This is a genomic window from Nocardia sp. NPDC004604, assembly GCF_040609795.1.
GTDB lineage: Bacteria > Actinomycetota > Actinomycetes > Mycobacteriales > Mycobacteriaceae > Nocardia.
On record NZ_JBEXLC010000033.1, the window covers coordinates 38664 to 54432 of the forward strand.

Below are 15769 nucleotides of genomic sequence, written 5' to 3' on the forward strand. Positions count from 1 at the left end.
GTACCGGCGGAGAGTGATCTAGCGGTCAGAGTGTTCGACAGTCGAAGTTGCTCGCTCGGAGGGCCCGCGCAGAGGACTTCCGGGACGTGAAAGTAGCCAACCTGGCGTGGGCCTTCGTGATGGTGCCAACCCGTTCTCCATACCGTCGGGGGGACGAATGCTGTTGCGGCGCAGTCGTGATAGGCCGGCGTTGGTGGTGGACCCGACCAGTGTCCGTCTTATCGGATCTGTGTGGATTGTGACCACACCACCCGCCACCGGCCGTCGAGGAATTCTCGCGTCACCCCACCGTCAGATCAGATGAGAACTCGCCACATCTTCTTTTGGTAGTTCGTGACTGTCTCAGGTAAAACGTCCAGGTGTCGCTCTGGGTATGAATTCGGGCAGGGTGAGGGCCGAGTGGGCCGGTCGTCCCTCCGTGGCGGGCATGGTGCTGAGATTGCGCAGCATGTCGTTGCGCTGTTCCAGGGCCCGAGCGGTGGTGGGGAAGAGTGTGGCGTCGCCCTCGCCGATCTGCTCCTGGTTCACGGTCACAAACTCGCGGATGTTGTGTTCGTAGGCGGCGAAGCCCGCGGCGGCGTCCCGGTCGGCCAGGGAACCGGCGAGCATGTACGCACCGACGAGCGCGAGGCTGGAGCCTTGTCCGGTAAGGAATGAGGGTGCGTACGCGGCGTCGCCCACCAGCGCGACTCTGCCGCTGGACCAGCGAGGCATGCGGATCTGGCTGACCATGTCGATGAACAGATCATCCGCGTCGCGCATGGCGGCGATCATGCCCGGGACTTCCCATCCCGCGTCGGCGAAGATCGCGGCGACCAGGTCCCGTTGGGCTGCTGGGGTACCGAACGCGTCGAATGGTGGTTCTGGGTGGGCGAAGTTCAGGAAGGCGTGAACTTCGTCGCTGTCCCCTACGGCGTAGAGAGCCGCGGCTCTGCCCGGGGTGTTCCACATCATGATCTCGTGGGAGAGGCCGAAGGTATTGCGCATGGTGAACCCGGCGAAGCAGTACCCGAGGTATCGGTGGAACTGCTCCTCGGGGCCGAACAGGAGCTCCCGGGTATGTGAGTGCAGACCGTCCGCACCGAACACCATGTCGAACGTATGTCTGCTGCCCCCGTGGAAGGTGACGTCGACCCCGTGGTCGGACTGGTCGAGGGTGTGGATGGAGTCGTTGAACAAGAACTCCACGTCGTCACGGACCGCCGTGTAAAGAGCGTCGGTCAGATCCCCGCGCCGCACCTCGAGGTCCCGTCCCGCGACACTGCCGACGACGGTATGCGGGTTGACCGAGGCCACCAAGCTGGCGTCCCCGTCGAGGAAGGTGAACCGACGTGAGTCGATTTGTGCATCCTGCAGTTGTGGCAAGATCCCCATCCTCCGGACGACCTCCAGTGCGGTGCCGCGTACGTCGATGGGGTAACCACCGCTACGAAGTGTGCCCGCCTTCTCGACCACCGTGACTGCGTATCCGTAGCGGTTCAGCCAGAACGCGAGGGCGGGACCCGCGATGCTGGCCCCGGATATCAGGACCTTGCGCCTCGGCGTGGTGCGGATATTCGTCAACAGATCGGTGCGGGTCATTGCTCGACTCCTTTGCGCATGGTGCGGACGACAAGCAGGGACAGCGCTGTGATGGCGCCTGCGATGACGAAGCCGGTGATGAAGGCCGATTCGGCCGGGTCTTCCATCCCTGGGTGGGTCCCGGCGGTGAGGATGGCACCGCTGACCTGTGCGCCTACGGCGAAGCCGATCACGCGGGTCACCAGGACCAGGCTGGTGGCGATTCCGGTGTTGCCGTGATCGACAGAGGTGGCGGTCTTGACGACCATCGCAGTGATGCAGACGCCACTGGCCAGGGCGATCAGCGCCTTGCCGATGATGAGGTGCCAGACCTCGGTGTGCAGGAACGCCAGGGCGACCAACGTGGCCGCCATGACGCCGATTCCGGCAGCGACCACGGCACTCGAGCCGAAACGACGCGCCGCGACCCCGCCGAGCGGCCCGCTGATCGCCGCCGCGACGGCGCCGGGCAAAAGGTACCGCCCGATGTCGGTGGAGCTGGCCCCGAAGCCGTACCCGCCGGCGGACACCGCGAACAGTTGCGGAACGAGATACATCGACACCGCGGTACCTACGCAGACGGCGAATGTGATCGCATAGGAGCTCCACATCGCAGGCTTCGCCAGCAGGTGCAGATCGACCATCGGCGAGGGTGACCAGCGTTCGACGAAGATCCATCCGGTCACGAGCAGGGCCAAGAGTGCGACGAGGGCGCCGAGCGCGAGTGGCCGGCTGCCGGCGCTGGGCGCCATCGAGAGCCCGAACATGAGCGTCAGCAAAACGCCGCTCAGGAGAACCAGGCCGGGCCAGTCCATCCTGGCATCCGATCGGGCTGGCGGGTCGTTCGGCATCAGCTGGTGGACGAACAGGGTCGCCACGACGATCGCGATCGTCGGTATCGCGAACATCCAGTGCCGGGACAGCCCTTCCGCGATGGGCCCGGCCATCAGCGTCCCCAGCATGCCGCCGCCCACGAACAGCCCGCTGACCACCCCGATGGCCACCTGGGACTCTCCCGTTGGGAGGTGCTTGCGTACCAGGATGAACGAGAGTGGCATCGCGCCGACCATCGCGCCCTCCAGTACCTGACCGAGCAGCAGCACCGGCAGGTTCGGTGCCAGCGCGGACACCAAACCACCGGCCGAGACCACCGCCATCAGCCGGAGCATGACCCATTTCGCGCCGTAGCGGTCACCGAGGTTGCCCACGACGGGCGTGACGAGAGCGCCGGTGATGAGCATCGTGATGCTGAGTAGGGCCCCTCGAGCAGGACTTATCGACAATTCGCGTTGCAACAGCGGGAGCGTCGGTGTCACTACCGACTCCAGGGCCCCGGTGGCGGTTGCCAGCATGCCGAGGGCCCCGACAGCGGCTTTCCCGATGCGGACCGGGGGAGCCAGGGTTGTGGTCATGAACGTCCTTTTCCTCGCGGACATAGCGGCCATTTGTGAACCCGGGGAAGCGGTACCCGAGGTGGCTCCGCTGGGACGGAGCAGGTGTGCATGTGCGGAACGGGTCTTGACCGAAATTACACTACACCGTGCAGTGTAGTCGAGCTAAGATATGGCCATGCCGACCACGAAGACACTGCGCGAGGGGTCCACGCAGAAGCGGGCCGCCATCCTCTCCGCGGCCCGAGAACTGTTTCTGGCCGACGGATTCGACCGGTCCAGCCTCGACGCGGTCGCCGCCCGGGCCGAGGTGTCCAAGCGGACGGTCTACGACTACTTCGGCGACAAGCAGACGCTGCTGCAAGCAGTCGTCGATGCCGTCGGCCAGTCACTGATCACCACGGTCCGGCGCATCCTCGACGACACCCTCACCGACCACACCGACGCCGCCGACCTCGAGGACGTTCTGGTCACATTCTCGATGCGCATTGCGGACGACATGCTCGGCTCGGCGGAGTACGCAACGTTGCAACGACTGGTCCGGGCGGAACCCGGCCGCCAAGGCGAAAACCCTATGGCCGACACCCCTGACGAGGCGCTTGCCGAGCGGTTCGCCGCCTTCGCTACGGCCGGGCTGCTCGACGTCACCGACGCCAGACTCGCGGCTGACCAGTTCATCGCGCTGACCTTCGGAGTCGCGATCAATAGGTTCGGTTCCGCGAATGCCGTGGAGGACTCCCGCGTTCGGCCACTCATCGTCGAGGGAGTGCGGACCTTTCTCCGGGCGTACCGGGCCAAGTAGGGCGCGCGTGGATGTTCCACGCCCCAGGGCGCGGGACCGCTAGTTCAACCCATGCTTGTTCGTGACTGGAACGGAACAGTGTGGCCGGCGCTTCCTGTGGCACTGGCGCGTCGAACTCGGCGCCGCAGTCACAGCGGTACGTCGGCTCCGCCTTCACCCGCCGCTTGAAACCCGTTGCCGGTCCCTTCCGGATCGGGTTCTCGCAAGCACGAGTCAGCTCTCCAGCGCGGCCGTGATGAGTGCGTGACCGGCGGCGCGGTAAGCAGACCGTTCGGATATTGCCTTGAATGCTCGCTACCTGTGCATCACCGACCACAAACTCGGAGCGCCTAAAGCCCGATATGCGGCTATGACAGGGGTGTTCGCACATCACCGATGTCCCAGTAGAGCTGGGGCGCCGCCGGGATTGCTATAGAATTGCTGGATAATTCGAGCCTGATCGAAGGCGATTTTGCACCCGTCGTATCGGGGGTAAGCAGTGCGTGGCTGCGTGGCGGCCTTGCGCGGAACTTCAACACGAGGGCGGGGTTCCATGACAGATGTCGACTATTGCGTAGTTGGTGGGGGATTTGCCGGATTGACGGCTGCGCTGCGGCTGAAGCAGGCGGGTCGATCGGTGGCGCTGCTGGAGGCTCGCGACCGGCTCGGCGGGCGCACGTTCACCGAAGTGCGCGCGGACGGGTCTTGGATCGATCGGGGTGGCGCCTGGATCGGGCCGGGGCAGGACCGGATCTATGCATTGATGAACGAGTTCGGGGTATCGAGTTACCAGCAGTACACCGACGGCGAGGCCATGATGGTGGTCGACGGAAAGCAATATCGCTATACGGGCACGATCCCGTGGACGATGAGCCCTTGGGCGGCGATGAACCTCGGTGCGGTGCTGCTCGAGCTGGGACATATGTGCAAGTCGATTCCCCTGGAAGCTCCGTGGTCAGCGAAGAATGCGGACAAGTGGGATCGGGTCAGTCTGGCGCATTGGCTGGATAGCAACACGCTGTCCGAGCCCGCCCATGAGCTCCTCGATACCGCGATCGCTGGCTGTTATACCTCCGACGCCTCGGAGGTGTCGTTGCTGTTCGTGCTGTACCAGATGGCGTCGGGGGGCGGGCCCGGCTTCGTCTTGGGAGTCAAGGACAGCGCCCAGGATGCTCGACCGGTCGGGGGGATGGGTGCCATCTCCGGGCCGATGGCGGCTGAGATCGGCGATTCGATCCACCTGTTGCAGCCGGTCCGGCACATCCAGCAGGATGCCGATGGAGTGACGGTGCGCTCTGACGAGTTGACCGTGCGGGCACGCCGGGTGATCGTGGGGGTCCCCTTGGCGATTGCGAGCCAGATTATTTACGAGCCGATGCTGCCGGTCGATCGATCGTTCTTGCATCAGCGGATGCCGAGCGGCTCGATCGTCAAGATTGCTGCCGTGTACGACGAACCGTTCTGGCGTAGTGACGGGTTGTCGGGACAGTCGGCCGCCCCGGGGTCGCCGGCAACCATCACTATCGATGCCTGCACGGACACCGGGCGACCCGGGATCATGTGTGTGATCACCGAGGGGCCCATCGCCCGGCAGATCGGACAACTCGATGAGGCCGAGCGGCGGACGGCAATACTCGGTGCACTCGTCGAGCGGTTCGGCGACAAGGCCGGTTCACCCGTCGACTACATCGAGCAGAACTGGAGTGTGGAGCGCTACTCCGGTGGCGGGATGCTCAGTCACGCACCGACCGGTGTGCTGACGCAGTTCGGTCATGCCCTGCGCAAACCTTGTGGCCGCGTCCATTGGGCCGGAACGGAGAGTTCTGCGGTCATGTGCGGTTGGGTCGATGGGGCCATTCGCTCAGGTGAGCGGGCAGCGAGCGAAGTGATGGAACACGAAACCGTGGCCGTGGCCGGAGGAAGGTCAACTGATCGTTGAAAGCCCTTGTGCTACAGGACTGTTCGGTCCGTTCTGTCGGCACGCGCTCGCGGTCCGTGCTGATTCGTTGGTGGACTGATTCATCGTGCTCTCCTCTCCGGTGGATCACTGATATCGACGCCGCGAGATGATCGGACTCATCGGTACCCGAGCCCGAGACCAGGCGGAGGTCAGTGGCCAGGAGGTAGGGATTCGGGTTCGGGGGGCCGGTCGGGTTCGCCGCCTGCGAGCCATCTCGGACGGTCTGCCCGGGAGCGCAGTCGAGCAGTCCGGCTCATGGTCCAGCGATTTCGTCGGGAGATGCCGACGTCGATACTCCAACCGAATCGGGTGACGAGTTCTGCTCGATCGTCACCTAGCGTGTCAGGGAGGTGAGCTGACCACGGCCCCTCCTGCAGGAGAGGGCGGACTGCCACTTGGAAGACCTCCGGTGAAGGGGCGCCCGTGCTCGAACTCGCTGTTGATCAGCTGATTCCTGTCGTTCTCACCGACTTCCAGCACCCCGACGCCTGGCGCGCGCTCGTGGCCGTGCTCACCAAGGACGACGCGGCACCCGTCGAGATCTACGAAGATGCCGCCTGCGAGGGCACCGGCGTCGACGACCTGGTCGCCGCCATGCCGGGCGACCCGGATAAACGCCCGGCCTGCTTCTTCATCGCCGATGGCATGAGCCTTACCCACCCAGAACACCCGCTGCTTGCCGTCTCCCTGGACGAGGACGACGAAGGGCGCACCTTCCGGATCATCCCCCAGCAGATCCCCGGAGTGGCAGCTACCCTTTTCATCGCCCACTCCGACTTCTTCGGGTACGCCGATGCCGTCGACGACGACGGCATCTTCCGTCGCTTTTAGGAGTGGAAGGCGGTGGGGTCTGGCGGATCTGTGCGGCGGCGAGATGCGGTGTCGGCTATCGCGCCGATGGTATGAGCACGATTCTGCCGAACACCTCGCCAGCTTCCATTTTCTGGTGGGCCACAACAGCCTGATCCAGGGAAAGCACCTCGTGCACAACTGCTTCCAGCTCGCCACGACCTGCGGCAGCGAACAGTTCGGCGGTCGCGGCCGATCGCTCGGGTGCGGGCACGGTGTCGGCACTAAAGGTCGCAAACGACATCGACTTCCGGAACGCCGCGACCATCTCCATACCGAAGTCCGCCGGTGGCGTGCCTGCCATCGCGCCGACGGCCACCATGCGACCGTTCGGCTCGAGCCTGGCGAAGAACGAAGGCAGATCCGCACCGGCGACGATGTCGATGATGAGGTCGTAGCCCGCGGGAGCGTCCTGTGCACCCCGGCCGGCGCGGTCGAGCACGTGGGTCGCGCCCAGCTTGCGCAGGCGAGCGCCACGCTCGGCCGACGAGGTCGTGACCGCCACCGCGCCGGCACCGCCACGAGCCGCGAGCTGGACCGCCATGACCCCGATACCACCGGCCGCGCCGCGCACCAGCACCGACTCACCGCGAGCGAAGTGGGCATGGCGCAGGGCGAAGTGGGCCACCATTGCCGAGCTGCCGAGCGTCACTGCGTCGACGGCCGACAGGTCCGCCGGGAGAGGGACGAGCGTCTCGGCCGATGCGACGGCCTGTTCGGCATAGCCGCCGCTTTCATCCGTGAGCGCCCACACGCGCCGGCCGACCCATACGGTGTCGACGCCCTCGCCGACCTCGGTCACCGTCCCCGCGACCTCGCTGCCGAGGACGCGACCGGGTATGGCGCCGTACGTGGCCAGCGCGCCGCTTCGGATCAGGGCGTCGAGACCACCGACGCCGATCGCCTCGGTCGTGATCGACACCTGCCCGGCGGCCGGATGCGGGTCGGGGAGGTCGACCACTGCGAGCACTTCGGGACCTCCGAACGCTGGGACCATCACTGCTTTCACCGGTTTCTCCATGTTCTTCTCGATTGGAACCAACCAGCGGACCGTAACGGACGGCCCCGTCCGTTTAGCTAAAGTGAGAGCGGTGACTGCTTATTTGCCTCACGCACAGCGTTCGGACGCGCGTGACAATCGCGAACGCATCCTCGAGGCGGCTCGCACGGTATTTGTCAGCGCCGGCCTGGATGTGCCGATGCGGGAGATCGCCCGGCGGGCCGGGGTCGGGCCCGCGACCCTCTACCGCCATTTCCCGACCAAGGAGATGCTGGTCGCCGAGGCGTTCACCGATCAGATGCTGGCCTGCCGGTCCATCGTGGACGAGGGGCTCGCCGACCCGGATCCCTGGCACGGCTTCTGCCTCGCGATCGAGAAGCTCTGCGAGCTGCTGGCACGCGACCACGGCTTCACCGCGGCCTTCATGTCCGCCTACCCGCACGCGCTGGATTTCGCTGCGATCCGCACGTCCTCGCTGACCGGTGCCGCCGCATTGATCCGCCGCGCCAAGGACACCGGGCGCCTGCGCACCGACATAGTGCTGGACGACCTCATCCTCACGATCATGGCCAACAACGGCATCCAGGCGAGCACGCCAGCAGCACGCATCGCGGCCTCCCGACGCTTCGCCGCCCTCATGATCCAAGCGTTCCAGGCTTCCCCCGCGTCCTCACCACTGCCGCCGGTACCACGATTGATGCCCGCGGTCTCGGTACCCCGACACAAAACCAACAGACCGGACGCAGGGTGACCAGGCGGCGCCTCAACGCCATGTCATTGGCAACTTAAGACTGGTGGTAGGGCTCGATCCCGGCCAGGATCCCCAGGTACCCGGTGGGAAGCTCCCTAATTGGCATTATCGAGCGACGGAACCATGTCGCGGGTGATCTCCCCACCGGGGGCGTACACCTTGTGACCAGCCAGATCCTGCCGAGAGGTTGACGCAGGACAGGCGATGAGTTCGGGGCGTCGCTTCGGCGTGTTGTCGATCCGCCGATACCGGTGCTGGTCGACCTGACTGCGGTGTTCGTGACGGGCGGGCGTTTCGGCGAGATGCGGTCTCGCTTCGGGTCAAGACTTCGGCTCTCGAGCTAGCTGCGGTCAGTCGGGGCGGCCGAGCAGGGGGACTTACTCCCGCATGAGTTGGTTGAGGCGGTCCCAGGCTGGGGAGGTGGCGCCGGGTTGGGATTGGGCGGCCAGGTGGGCGATGGTCGGGTTTTGGATGGAGCGGCGTTCGGAGTTGGTGGGGTGGGTGGCGAACCAGGTTCGGGTGCGTTCGGCCAGGGCGGGGAGGCGGGGGTCGGTGGGGGGCCAGTTATAGGCGGCGTCGTAGTCGAGGTAGAGGGCGCGGACTTCGGGATGGGTTATGAGTTCGCGTTTTTCCGCGAGCCAGCTGGCGGCGTCTTCGGGGGAGGCTGTTTGCATGAGGATCCAGCCGTCGCGTTCCAGTTGGATGCGGTGTTCGCTGATGCCGAGTTCGCGCAGGTCGTCGAGGTAGTCGGCGACGTCGGTGGAGACGAAAAGGCGGTCGCCGCCGCGGAGTTGGGCGAGGTTTTCGCGGGTGCGCCGCAGCTGCGCTATGCGGTCTTCGAGGTTGTGGTCGATTTCGGCAATGGCCGTTGTGAGCGCGTCCGGGTCGGCGTCGAGGAGATCTTTGATGCGGGCCAGTGGCACACCCGCCTCGGCGAGGGTTCTGATCTTGACGAGGTCGATGGCGTGCTGGGCGGTGTAGCGCCGGTAGCCGGACGAGTCGCGGTCGGGCTCGGCGAGCAGACCGCGCTCGTGATAGTGGCGGATGGCCTTCGTGGTCACTCCGGCGTAGTCCGCGAGTCGGCCGATCGTGATCATGCTGGATATCCTTCCACCCGCGGTTGGCTCATTCCGAATGGTTCCGTCGGGTCAGGCGACCGCCGCCATTGCGGAAGCGCGCTCGGCCGTCACGGATGTCGTGGTAGGAGACGAGCAGCAGGCGCAGGTATCCGTCGAACATCTCCAGTGGGTATCCGGCGGGTGCGAAGAGGCCGGGGCGGACCGGCACGTAGCGCCGCGGCGGGGCGGCGGTCGTACCGCCAGCGAATTCGGTGAAGATGTGCGCCTGCGATTCGTCCGCGGGTTCGTAGGTCATCCGTTCCTCGAGCTGGCCGTCGACAATGCTGACGTCGATGCGGAGCTGGTTGGAGCGGTAGGTGCCCACATAGGGGGTGAGGTCGACGTCGGGCTCCAATTCGGTTATCAGAGTGGGGATCTGGATGCCGAGGTGTTCGCGCAGCAGCCACTGCAGGATCTGGTCCTGCAGCATGATCGCTCCGGAGGTATTGCCGAAGGCGGTGAAGACCAGGTCGTGTTCGGGTACGACACACAGGATGGACACACCGCCCGGAGATGCGCCCGACATGGCGAGGACGGTGGTGTCGCCGAACGGATACCGCACCCAGCCCAGGCCCATCGGAGGGACGTTCGGGGTGGCCATATCGTGGGAGACCTGTTGCATCAGTGTGGTCGACTCGCTCGACAGGACGCGCGTGCCGGATGGCGAAACGCCGCCCGCGAGGTGGGTGCGCCCGAAGGCGAGCAGGTCGGCGACGGTGCCGATCGGTGTGCCGCCCGCTGGCCCCCAGGTGTCGGGCAGCATGAACCTGCGAGTTGGCCTGGCCGCCATGGTTTCCGGGTCCGGGAAGTGGCCGATTGCGGTGCTGCGCAGGATGGCCTGCTCGGCCGAGGTGCTGGAGTTCTGCATGCCGACGGGTGTGTAGATATCGCGCTCCAGCAGGTCGGGGAAGGACAGGCCGGTCACCACTTCGAGCAGCCGGCCCGCAACGATCATGCCGCCATTGGAGTAGCTGAGCTGCTCTCCGGGTTCGAACAGGGTGCCGCAGCTGCTCGCGAGTCCGTTGACGTAGGTCCGCAGTGCGTCGCGGCCCTTGGCATCGGGGAAGAACAGATCCGCATCGATGCCATTGGTGTGCGAGATCAGGTGCCGCACCAGGATCTTGTCCGTCGCGCCCGGCACGATCAGGGCGAATTCGGGCAGGTACGTCACTACCGGAGTGTCGAGGTCCAACAGTCCACGCTCGACTTGCCGGAGGACCAATGTGGTGGTCAGGACCTTGGTCACCGAGCCGAACAGGAATCCGGTGTCCGTGCGCATCGGTGCGCCGGTGGCAAGGTTCGCGGTGCCGTGCGCGACGATGATCTGCTGGTCGGCGTGATAGACGCCAGCGACGAATCCGGGGACGTTATTGGACTCGCAGTAGGCGGCGGCCTGCTCGCGGATCCGGGTTTCGACGAGATGCAGTGCGTTGTTCATGCGAACCATCGTCGAAGCTTGCCCCAGGGGCAAGGTCAAGCCCGTTCCGTTAATTCATCTGATACGGCGCCTCGCCGCCATCGGTAGCCGGGTATCCGGGCACGGGCCGGCACGGTGGACGTTGAGCGCCTACCCTGGTGGATGTCGTTGTAGTCCAAGGCATCACGATGCCTCGCCGGAACCGGAGTACCGGATGGACGCAAGAATTATCGGCACCGTGATGCCGGTCCTCGAGGTTTTGCTCACCCCGGGTGAGGGCCTGGTCGCCGAGGCCGGGCAGTTGTCCTGGATGACCGACTCGATCCGGCTGCACACCTCATCTCGGCTGTCGAGTTCGGGCGGACTCCTGGGGGCGGTCAAGCGCGCCGCCGCCGGGGCGGGCTGGTACATGACCGAATACACCGCGTCCAAATATCCGGGCCGGGTCGCATTCGCGGCCAAGCTGCCCGGCCAGATCCTGCCCATCGGACTGGAGCCCGGCCGCGAGTACTTGGTGCATCGACACGGATTCCTGTGCGGCACCAGCGATGTGCGCGTCACGCTGAGCTTTCAACGCCGTCTCGGCGCTGGCATCTTCGGCGGTGCCGGATTCACCCTGCAGCGCTTGAGCGGCGCCGGGCAGGCCTGGGTCGAGTTGTCCGGCGAAGTTGTGCAATACACCCTCGCACCCGGTGAAACGCTGCGCGTGCATCCCGGCCACGTCGGAATGTTCGACGCCACTGTCGGATTCGACATCACCCTGCTGCGCGGCATCCGCAATATTCTCTTCGGCGGCGACGGCCTGTTCCTGGCCGCCCTCACCGGCCCCGGCCGCGTCTGGCTGCAATCACTGACCATCAGCAACCTCGCGCACGCCCTGACCCCATATCTCCCACAGCCCAACGCGAACTGACCCGCTGCTGGACTCTGACCTGCCCTCGGCGGCGTACGCGTTACGGGTTTGCGACCGGGGTCAGACAGCTGGCCGGGGGGTCGACGAACACGCAGATCGCTGGGCCGCGGGAGGGGCGAAAGTCAGCGGGGAGACCGCCTGCGGCGATGATCTGCGTGTAGGTGCCGACCGCATCGGTCGGGCGGCGTGTGAGGGTCGGGTCGGTGCGCACGTCGACGGTATAGAGGCCGAATCGTGGTGTGTAGCTGCCCCATTCGTAGTTGTCGGTGAGGCTCCAATAGTTGTAGCCGATGACGTTCATGCCGTCGGCCTTCGCGCGCTGGATCCAGTAGATGGTGTCGCGAAGGTGATCGCCGCGGGTATAGCCGTCGGCTCGGGGCATACCGTTTTCGGTGGCTATACCGTTCTCGACGATGTAGAGCGGTTTGTTCGGAAAGCGGCGCGAATAGTATTGCAGCGCATAGTAGATGCCCTCGGTGCGCACCGGCAGCTCCCAGATGCGCTGTCCGGGCAGCTCCGGCATCGCCGATCCGATGGCCCGGGTGATGGAGCTCAGCAGCGGCTGCACCGGGTCGTAGGCGGAGTAGTAATCGACGCCCACGTAGTCGAGCCGGTCCGCGATGCGATCGATGAACTCGCCGTTGACCTGAGCCTCCGAGCCTGCCACATAGCCGATATTGCTGGTCACCTGGGCGCCGGGCTGGATCCGGTGGATGTAGTCGAAGATGGCGTTGTGGGCCTGCGCGACCCGGTCGAGCATCTCGTCCGCATTCGCGGCGCCCCGGCGGGCCTCTTGCACGATGTAGGCGACCGGCTCGTTCACGGTGACCCACAGTGGATTTCGGGATGCATAGCGGTCGACGACCGTGCGCATATTGGCCAGCCAATCCCCGACCATGCCCGGGTTGCGCCAGCCGCCGCGGTCGGCGGCCCAGCCGGGATAGACCCAGTGGTCCAGCGTGATCATCGGTCGCATCCCGGCCTGTACGATCTTTGCGATCACCGCGTCGTAGAAACCGAACGCGGCGCCATCCCAGACGCCCGGCGCGGGCTGCACACGAGCCCATTCGATCCCGAGGCGGAACACCTTCACACCCAGCGCGGCCGCCATGTCGATGTCGGAGTCGTATCGGTCGTAGAAGTCGACCGAATCGTGCAGTTCGTCGTCGCCGGAGTTCGCGATGTACCGCGTCCAGTTGCTATCTGGCGCATGGCCTTCGGACTGGAATCCGGAGGCCGCGACACCCCAGAGGAAATCCGGGTCCAGTACCGGTAGGGCGGTGTTCGACCGGATCGGCGGGACGGCCGAGGATTGCGTGCACAGTAGCAATGTCGACGCGGCGGCGGCGAGCGCGGCCAGAACGTATCGATGGAGCCGGGATCGCATCGACTCAGGGTAACGCGATCGCGGTCGGCGATGGATGAATCAGGAATGTTGGGCGGCAAACTGTTTCGCGTTCCGTCCGGGTCGGTTCCGCGGTACCATCGCGCCGATCTCGACCCGGTACCAGCGATAACCGCCTGGGCCGAACCGCTACTGGTTTCGGCTGAGCGAAAGGTGTTGGGCGGCACCGGGAATCCGGTGCAGCCATACGTTTGCCCTTCGGGCAGTTCGGTTTTCGTGTTGACGCCTTCGACTGGGCCGTTGTCCTGGTTTCGGACGGCGTTGGATCTGGCCGGGCGCTCCGTGACCGTCACCCGGTATGGCGGACCGGGTGACGGGGGCGATGGTGTTATTCGCGGGAGAGCATGGCGGCGGCTTCGCGTTCGAGGTCGACGTACGGTTCGCCGCTGACGTCGACGGCCACCCGGCGCAGGGTGCCGCCGGTGAATGCCCAGGGCGCGGTGCCGGGGTAGTCGTCGGTGACAGGTTCCCCACTGTCGCGGCCAGCGGTGAGACCCTCGCCCGCGAGGGTGAACTTGCCGGGCTGGGTTCGGATCCGGCCCTCGCCGGCCTTCAGATCCCCGTAGAACAGGCTCAGGGTGCCGCGTGCGGTGCCGGGCGGGTCCTCACCGTCCTTGTCGAAAGAGGCTGCCAGGATTACATTTTCGCCGGTCGGCAGGTCCTCGGTGGCGACGATTCGCTGTTCCTCGCTGCCGAGGAAGTTGTACACGTAGTGCAGCCGGTTGTCCTTGACGTACAGCGAATGGCCCCCGAACCGGCCGCCGTGCGCGAACAGCACCCCGGCCGCACCCGGTCCGGGAAGGTCGACGAGTGCACCGATCGAATAGGAGCGGTTGCGGATGTTGACCGCCACCGACTCGGGCACCTCGGCCCCACCCGGCCGGTAGACGTATCGGTTGCGCGGCGCCGCGAGCTGCGGACGCGGGGTGGCCAGCACCTCGACGGCAGACCGGTCATCGAGCGGGAACGCCTGATTGGCACCGGCCTCGTGGAACCACAGCCCGACCAATTCGGTGAGCCTCCCGGGCTGTTCGGCGGCGAGGTCGCGCAACTCCGACCGGTCGACCTGGGCGTGGTAGAGCTCCCAGGTGTCCTCCGGGAAGTGGCCCCAGCCGCTGACGGCGGGGTGGGTGGTGACGGCCTTCCAGCCGTCGTGCCAGATGCCGCGGGTGCCGAGCATCGAATAGAACTGGGTGTGCTTGGCCGTCGGGATGGTGGCCGCGTCGAAGCTGTACCGCATGCTCACGCCCTGCAGCGGGCGCTGGGTGTACCCCTTGACCGTGGCCGGGAGTTCGATCCCTAGACAGTCCAGTACGGTCGGGACCAGGTCAACGGCATGGTGGTACTGGTCGCGGGTCTCGCCGCGGGCGGCGATCCCGGTAGGCCACGAGATGATGCACGGGTCGCAGGTGCCGCCGTAGTTGAACGAATACCGCTTCCACATCTTGAACGGGGTGTTGAATGCCATCGCCCACCCGTTCGGGTAGTGGTTGTAGGTCCTGGTGCCGCCGAGTTCGTCGAGCATCCGCAGATTTTCGGCCATATCGTCGGCGATGCCGTTGAAGAACTTGTTCTCGTTGACCGAGCCGTTGGGGCCGCCTTCGCCGCTGGCACCGTTGTCGGAAACCAGCATGATGATCGTGTTGTCGAGTTGTTCGATGTCCTCGAGGTAGTCCAGTAGCCGGCCGATCTGATCGTCGCAGTGCGACAGGAACCCCGCGTACACCTCCGCCATGCGGGCGAAGAGTCGCTTCTCGTCGGCGGAGAGGGTGTCCCAGGGGCGGGTGTAGTCCAGCGGTGGGAAGGGCTGGCCGTCGGGTCCGGTACGCGTGTATGGAGTGCCGATCGGATTCAGCGGGGGCAGTTCGGTGTCGTGGGGGACGAGGCCGAGATCTTTCTGCCGTGCCAGGGCCGTCGAGGGACATGGAAAAGCGATCAGGAATCGAGAAGCGCTGGCTGCCGGGCGGAAATAGCGTTACTGCCATGAACATCACCATTGATCAGGCAGCTATCGAATCCGTCATCCTCGAGGTGCCCGACGCCGCGGCCGCCGCGGCTTTCTACACCGCCGCATTCGGTCTCGGCGACAAGGTGCAGGTGCGCGCTTCCGAAACGCCGACCAGCGGCTTTCGCGGCTTCATCCTGTCGCTCGTGGTGTCGCAGCCGAGTACCGTCGACAGCCTCATCGGTACCGCTGTCGAGGCGGGTGCGACGACACTGAAGCAGGCCAAGAAGAGCTTCTGGGGCTATGGCGGCGTCGTGCAGGCTCCGGATGGGGCGATTTGGAAGATCGCGACGTCGGCGAAGAAGGACACCGGTCCGGCCACCCGCGAGATCGACGATTTCGTGGTCCTGCTCGGGGTCGACAATGTCAAGGCGACCAAACAGTTCTACGTCGATCGCGGATTGACCGTCGCGAAGAGTTTCGGCAGCAAGTACGTCGAGTTCGATGCGGCGTCGTCTTCGGTGAAGTTGGCGCTGTACGGGCGGCGTGCCGCTGCCAAGGATGCGGGCGTTCCTGCGGAGGGCACCGGGTCGCACCGGATCGTCATCGGCGGCGGTATCGGGCCCTACACCGACCCGGACGGGTTCGCCTGGGAGGTCGCACCGGCCTGAGCCGGTCG

The 15769-nt window shown here is 65.7% G+C and carries 12 protein-coding genes and 1 pseudogene; 6 read left to right on the forward strand and 7 right to left on the reverse strand.

Going from position 1 to position 15769, the window contains the following annotated elements; genetic code table 11:
* Positions 1-342 precede the first annotated feature (342 nt).
* Together ABZW16_RS14865 and ABZW16_RS14870 are read right to left on the reverse strand one after the other, a co-directional pair.
* A complete protein-coding gene (locus tag ABZW16_RS14865) occupies positions 343-1581 on the reverse strand; it encodes an FAD-dependent monooxygenase (protein ID WP_354956005.1) in 1239 nt (412 codons plus the stop codon).
* Complete coding sequence (locus ABZW16_RS14870) at positions 1578-2972, reverse strand: MFS transporter (protein WP_354956007.1); 1395 nt, start codon at positions 2970-2972, stop codon at positions 1578-1580. Before ABZW16_RS14870 ends, ABZW16_RS14865 begins: the two co-directional genes overlap by 4 nt.
* Positions 2973-3129: 157 nt before the next feature.
* On the opposite strand from ABZW16_RS14870, the gene ABZW16_RS14875 reads away from it, so the two are divergent.
* The 3 genes from ABZW16_RS14875 to ABZW16_RS14885 all read left to right on the forward strand — a co-directional run bounded on the left by ABZW16_RS14875 (position 3130) and on the right by ABZW16_RS14885 (position 6523).
* Positions 3130-3753: a TetR/AcrR family transcriptional regulator gene (locus ABZW16_RS14875; RefSeq protein ID WP_354956009.1), complete on the forward strand. Its 624-nt coding sequence runs from the start codon at positions 3130-3132 to the stop codon at positions 3751-3753.
* Between the two features lie 532 nt (positions 3754-4285).
* The gene (locus ABZW16_RS14880) at positions 4286-5671 is read left to right on the forward strand and encodes an FAD-dependent oxidoreductase (protein WP_354956011.1); all 1386 of its coding nucleotides are present in this window, start codon (positions 4286-4288) and stop codon (positions 5669-5671) included.
* A 444-nt stretch (positions 5672-6115) separates the two neighbouring features.
* Positions 6116-6523, forward strand: a complete 408-nt coding sequence (locus ABZW16_RS14885; RefSeq protein ID WP_354956013.1) for a hypothetical protein — start codon at positions 6116-6118, stop codon at positions 6521-6523.
* Between the two features lie 55 nt (positions 6524-6578).
* On the opposite strand, the gene ABZW16_RS14890 is transcribed toward ABZW16_RS14885, so the two are convergent.
* The gene (locus ABZW16_RS14890; protein ID WP_354956015.1) at positions 6579-7550 is read right to left on the reverse strand and encodes a zinc-binding dehydrogenase; all 972 of its coding nucleotides are present in this window, start codon (positions 7548-7550) and stop codon (positions 6579-6581) included.
* An 82-nt stretch (positions 7551-7632) separates the two neighbouring features.
* Between ABZW16_RS14890 and ABZW16_RS14895 the strand changes: the two genes are divergently transcribed.
* Positions 7633-8292 carry a helix-turn-helix domain-containing protein gene (locus tag ABZW16_RS14895; protein WP_354956017.1) on the forward strand — a complete coding sequence of 220 codons (660 nt, stop codon included), beginning with the start codon at positions 7633-7635 and terminating at the stop codon, positions 8290-8292.
* A gap of 377 nt (positions 8293-8669) precedes the next feature.
* Here the strand turns inward: ABZW16_RS14895 and ABZW16_RS14900 are convergent, their stop codons facing one another.
* Positions 8670-9389: a MerR family transcriptional regulator gene (locus tag ABZW16_RS14900; protein ID WP_354956019.1), complete on the reverse strand. Its 720-nt coding sequence runs from the start codon at positions 9387-9389 to the stop codon at positions 8670-8672.
* A 28-nt stretch (positions 9390-9417) separates the two neighbouring features.
* Positions 9418-10848, reverse strand: a complete 1431-nt coding sequence (locus ABZW16_RS14905; protein ID WP_354956021.1) for a serine hydrolase domain-containing protein — start codon at positions 10846-10848, stop codon at positions 9418-9420.
* Positions 10849-11041: 193 nt separating this feature from the next.
* On the opposite strand from ABZW16_RS14905, the gene ABZW16_RS14910 reads away from it, so the two are divergent.
* On the forward strand, positions 11042-11740 hold the full coding sequence (locus tag ABZW16_RS14910) for an AIM24 family protein (protein ID WP_354956023.1): 699 nt from the start codon (positions 11042-11044) through the stop codon (positions 11738-11740).
* Between the two features lie 40 nt (positions 11741-11780).
* On the opposite strand, the gene ABZW16_RS14915 is transcribed toward ABZW16_RS14910, so the two are convergent.
* On the reverse strand, positions 11781-13127 hold the full coding sequence (locus ABZW16_RS14915) for a family 1 glycosylhydrolase (protein ID WP_354956025.1): 1347 nt from the start codon (positions 13125-13127) through the stop codon (positions 11781-11783).
* Positions 13128-13473: 346 nt separating this feature from the next.
* Positions 13474-15054: pseudogene (locus tag ABZW16_RS14920) on the reverse strand (sulfatase-like hydrolase/transferase); the annotation flags it as partial.
* 74 nt (positions 15055-15128) lie between these two features.
* Between ABZW16_RS14920 and ABZW16_RS14925 the strand changes: the two are divergent.
* Positions 15129-15761, forward strand: coding sequence for a glyoxalase (locus ABZW16_RS14925; RefSeq protein WP_354956027.1), 633 nt, complete (start codon positions 15129-15131; stop codon positions 15759-15761).
* Positions 15762-15769: the final 8 nt, after the last annotated feature.